The 3,919-nt window shown below is 68.1% G+C and carries 6 protein-coding genes; 2 read left to right on the top strand and 4 right to left on the bottom strand.

The genetic code is table 11. The annotated features are described in order from the left end of the window. From AC1D15_RS21030 to AC1D15_RS21020, 3 genes are all read right to left on the bottom strand, one after another. Positions 1 to 465: hypothetical protein (locus tag AC1D15_RS21030; RefSeq protein WP_477827493.1), on the bottom strand; the 465-nt coding region annotated here is incomplete at its 3' end. 78 nt (positions 466 to 543) lie between these two features. Continuing rightward, entirely contained in the window at positions 544 to 960 is a 417-nt protein-coding gene (locus AC1D15_RS21025; RefSeq protein WP_477827492.1) for a nucleotide triphosphate diphosphatase NUDT15, read from the bottom strand. 11 nt (positions 961 to 971) lie between these two features. Then, positions 972 to 1,742, bottom strand: coding sequence for a class I SAM-dependent methyltransferase (locus AC1D15_RS21020; RefSeq protein WP_477827491.1), 771 nt, complete (start codon positions 1,740 to 1,742; stop codon positions 972 to 974). A gap of 93 nt (positions 1,743 to 1,835) precedes the next feature. Here AC1D15_RS21020 and AC1D15_RS21015 point away from each other — a divergent pair, with 93 nt between their 5' ends. Continuing rightward, positions 1,836 to 2,204: a hypothetical protein gene (locus AC1D15_RS21015; RefSeq protein ID WP_477827490.1), complete on the top strand. Its 369-nt coding sequence runs from the start codon at positions 1,836 to 1,838 to the stop codon at positions 2,202 to 2,204. On the opposite strand, the gene AC1D15_RS21010 is transcribed toward AC1D15_RS21015, so the two are convergent. Further along, a complete protein-coding gene (locus tag AC1D15_RS21010) occupies positions 2,205 to 2,615 on the bottom strand; it encodes a hypothetical protein (RefSeq protein WP_477827489.1) in 411 nt (136 codons plus the stop codon). It lies immediately after the preceding gene. 110 nt (positions 2,616 to 2,725) lie between these two features. Here AC1D15_RS21010 and AC1D15_RS21005 point away from each other — a divergent pair. Next, the coding region (locus AC1D15_RS21005; RefSeq protein WP_477827488.1) for a TonB-dependent receptor at positions 2,726 to 3,919 on the top strand (1,194 nt) is incomplete at its 3' end.

Here is a 3,919-nt window from a genome sequence, read left to right as displayed (position 1 = left end):
GAAGGCCTGGGCCACTTCCTGGCAGGCCTTGTCGGCGATGAAGCTGCCGGAGAACGGGAACTTCGACTGGGTCGAGAAGCTTTCGTTGCGGGCGTTCGAGACGACCAGCGTGAACGTCCAGTTGCCATCGGAGATGCCCGAACTGAAATCGATCTGCTCCAGCTTGCCCGACAGCTTCAGGCTCGAATTCGGGTCATACAGGCCAGCCAGCTTCAGCTCGTCGATGAAGGCCTTCTCGATGTAGGTCTCGAAGCTCGGCTCGACCTTGACGGAGCCGGCGGCACGGCACGAGATCGAGGCCTGGCCCGGCTTCGCTGCCTCGAATCTGGCAACCGAAACGGGCTTGATGCTGGCGGCTTTCAGCGCTTCCACGTTCTTGACCGATGCGCCGTAGGGGGCGACGTTGAAGGCACAACCGGTCATCAGGGCGGTCGCGGCGAGGAAGGGCAACAGGCGAAGGGACATGGCGCGTTCCAAGTGGGTGAAGCGGCGGATCATACGGAACGGCTTGTCGGATATCGAGGCCAAACGCTGTCGCGTCCATCACTTTGATGAGACGGAATTCGCACACGTCGCGGATGGATCGAAGCCGGTGGCGCGCAGGCTGTGCAACGGCGCAAACAGCGGCTGCGGCAGCGCCTGCCAGTCGAACCACTGCCAGCCGTCGCACTTGTCCGGCTCCAGCGTCGCGGGTTGGCCGAGCGTGTGGCGCGCCAGCACGAACACCGTCAGGTACTGATGCTTGACCTCGTCGAACACATCACTGGTATAGGGGCCGCGTTCGCACTCGCCGAGCGTGAGCCCGGTCTCTTCCAGCAACTCGCGGCGGGCGCAGTCCTCGATCGACTCACCGTATTCCAGCCGGCCGCCGGGGGCCGACCAGGTGCCCGCGCCGTGCGACCCGCGCCGGCGGCCGAGCAGGACCTGGCCGTCGCGCAGCACGAGGATGCCCACGCCCACGCCGACCTGCGTCATCGTGCGAGGCCCTGTCGCGGCGTCCGGCCGACCAGCACCGGCTGGAACAGCACATCGTCGCGGCGCTGCACGTCGGCGAAGCCGGCTTCGCGCATCAGCGCGCTCAGCCGTTCGATGCTCACCGCGTAGTAGCGGCTCGTCGCGACGCTGGTGGTACAGCTGCCGTCCGGCGCCTCGGTCGTCAGGTACATGCGCAGGTCGTAGTGGTCGCCGTCCCACTCCCAGACCTGGACGGCGATGAACCGGCTGCCGTCGGCGCCCCGGCGCATGCCGTAAGGATGCACGTCGGGCGTCTTGCGCACGATGGCGGCGTAGTCGCGCACCGAGATCATGAGGCTGCCGCCCGGCCGCAGGCATCGATGCGCCTGGCGGAAGCACGCCAGCAGGTCCGCATCGGTCAGCAGGTGCGGCACGCTGTTGTCGCAGGCCAGCACGGCGGCCATCGAGGCGCTGGCCACGCGGGCAAGCGTGCGCAGGTCGTCGACGCCGGCCTGCGCGACCAGCGAGCGCCGCTGCAGCTCGGCCTGCAAGCGCTGTACCGCGGCGGGAGAGATGTCCGACGCGATCACACGGTGGCCGTGCGCCAGCAGCCCGAGCGTCTGCGTGCCGATGCCGCAGGCGGCATCCAGCACCGGGTCGCCCGGCTGCACGCCCTCTTCGGCCAGCAGCGCGGCGAGCGCCTGCCCTTGGTGCTGGATCGCGCCCTCCCAATCGCCGTACAGCAGGTGGTAGTGCGGTGCGAGGTGGTCGTAGAAGGAGCTCGTCATTTCGGCAAATCATGCATCACATCGCACACCGTGCCTTGCGGGCCGCGGCCGGCGCGCAGCATGGGAACCACAGGCACCCCAGGAAGACCCGCCATGAGCATCAATGTCAGCGCCGCACCCTCTCCGCTTGCTTCGTACCGGTCGATCGGACCGATGCCGCTGCAGCCCGGCTCGTCCGCCTTCCAGGCGGCATCGATCGGTGCGCTGCGGCGGCCGTCCGCCGAGCCCGCCGTCGAAGCGCCGGGTGCCAAACAGGCCGAACCGGCCGTCGACCACACGACGCGCAGCCCGGAACTCGTCGAGATGTTCGACTTCATGCTGCAGCAGCACATGCAGCAGCAATCCCAGAAGTCGCCGCTCGCCGACAGCAAGTCCGAGGGCATCGCCGTCGAGCTGGCACAGGACAAGGTCAGCGAGCAGCGCAACTACGCGAGCCACCCGCACCTGATGCTGGCCGTGTGATCAGTCGCTGATCAGCTTCGTGTCGTAGAACGACAGCGTTTCGTTGAAGCGCATGCACGACTTGCCGGTGACCGTCGGCGCCATCTCCTGGTCGTAGCGGTCCTTGAAGCGCACGAACAGGCCGAGCGCGACGTCCTTGGCCTGCTCGGGCGTCACCTGGCCGGACGCGAAGGCGTGTTGCTCGATGCGCTTCAGCGAGTTCACCAGCAGCGAGGCATGCGATTTCTCCCAGCGCTTCTGTGCGGCCATCGACGGGTAGCCGAGCTTGTCGCACTGCTCCGCACCCTTCATCGCGAACGCGAAGTGCATCAGGTTGCTCGCGGCGTCCTTCTCCGTCATCGCCAGCGCGGCGCCTGCGGCCCCCTGCAGCACCACCGCCACGGCCAGCGTGCGCGCATCGATCAGCTTCATCGGTGGATCTCCCTGTCCGCAAAGTTGCGCCGCGATGGTAGCGCTGCCAAGGGTGGGTGCGCATGCTACTAGAATGCGAACCATTCTTGTTTGCGCACCATGAGATCTCCATGAACCGTTGTACGCCGATCGCCTGCGCCGCCGCGCTGGCCTGCCTGATGCCCGCCGTGCAGGCCCAGACCGCCGCGGCTGCTCCCGCTGCGCCCGAGGCCGCGGCCAGCGCGCCGGTGACGACGCTGCCGACCGTCAACATCAGCGCGAGCGCCGATGCCTCGGCCGCCGGCCTGAGCAAGCCGTACGCGGGCGGCCAGGTGGCGCGCGGCGGCCGTGCCGGCGTGCTCGGCACGCGCGACAACATGGAGACGCCGGTCAGCATCACCAGCTACACCAACGACCTGATCCAGGACCGCCAGGCGCGCAGCGTCGGCGAGGTGCTGCAGAACGATCCGGGTGTGCGCATGGCGCGCGGCTTCGGCAATTTCCAGGAGGCGTATTTCATCCGCGGCTTCCTGCTGAACTCCGACGATGTGGCCTACAACGGCCTCTACAGCCTGCTGCCGCGCCAGTACATCGCCACCGAGTTGTTCGAGCGCGTGGAGGTCCTGCGCGGTGCCTCCGCCTTCCTGAGCGGAGCGAACCCCAGTGGCACCGGCATCGGCGGCTCGATCAACCTGCTGCCCAAGCGCGCCACCAATGAGCCGCTGACGCGCGTGACGCTCAGTGGCGGCAGCGGCGAACAGGGCAACCTGGCCGCCGACGTGTCGCGCCGCTTCGGCCCCGACAACGCGACCGGCATCCGCGTCAACGCTGCGTACCGCAACGGTGGCACCGGCATCGACGACGAGAAGGCCAGGACCGGACTGACCGCCGTCGGGCTCGACTGGCACAGCCGCGATGTGCGCCTCTCCGGCGACATCGGCTACCAGGACAACCAGCTCAAGCGCGCCCGCACCAACGTCTCGCTGGCCGCCGATGCCACTGCGGTCCCGGATGCACCGGACTCGAAGTCGAATTTCGCCCAGCCGTGGTCGTACTCGAACGAGCGCGACCTGTTCGGCACGCTGCGCGGCGAATGGGACCTGGGTGCCGACGTCACCGCGTGGGCCGCGTACGGCCTGCGTCGCAGCGACGAATCGAACTCGTTGGCCAACCTCAGCGTGAGCGATGCGAGCGGTGCGGCCACGACCTCGCGCTTCGACAACACGCGAGAGGACAAGGTCGACACCGGCGAGCTCGGTGTGCGCGGCAAGCTGCGCACCGGCCCGGTCGGGCACGAATGGGTGGCCTCGTACACGGCGTTCCGT

This window comes from Rhizobacter sp. P2_H2 (genome assembly GCF_056403375.1).
The sequence above is the reverse complement of the archived record's forward strand: the minus strand, read 5'-3'. Positions and strand labels throughout refer to the sequence as shown.

Bases quoted from the DNA above. Each gene is read 5' to 3' on its own strand.
- AC1D15_RS21020 (WP_477827491.1), bottom strand. From the start codon at position 1,742: ATGACGAGCTCCTTCTACGACCACCTCGCACCGCACTACCACCTGCTG.
- AC1D15_RS21015 (WP_477827490.1), top strand. From the start codon at position 1,836: ATGAGCATCAATGTCAGCGCCGCACCCTCTCCGCTTGCTTCGTACCGG.
- AC1D15_RS21010 (WP_477827489.1), bottom strand. From the start codon at position 2,615: ATGAAGCTGATCGATGCGCGCACGCTGGCCGTGGCGGTGGTGCTGCAG.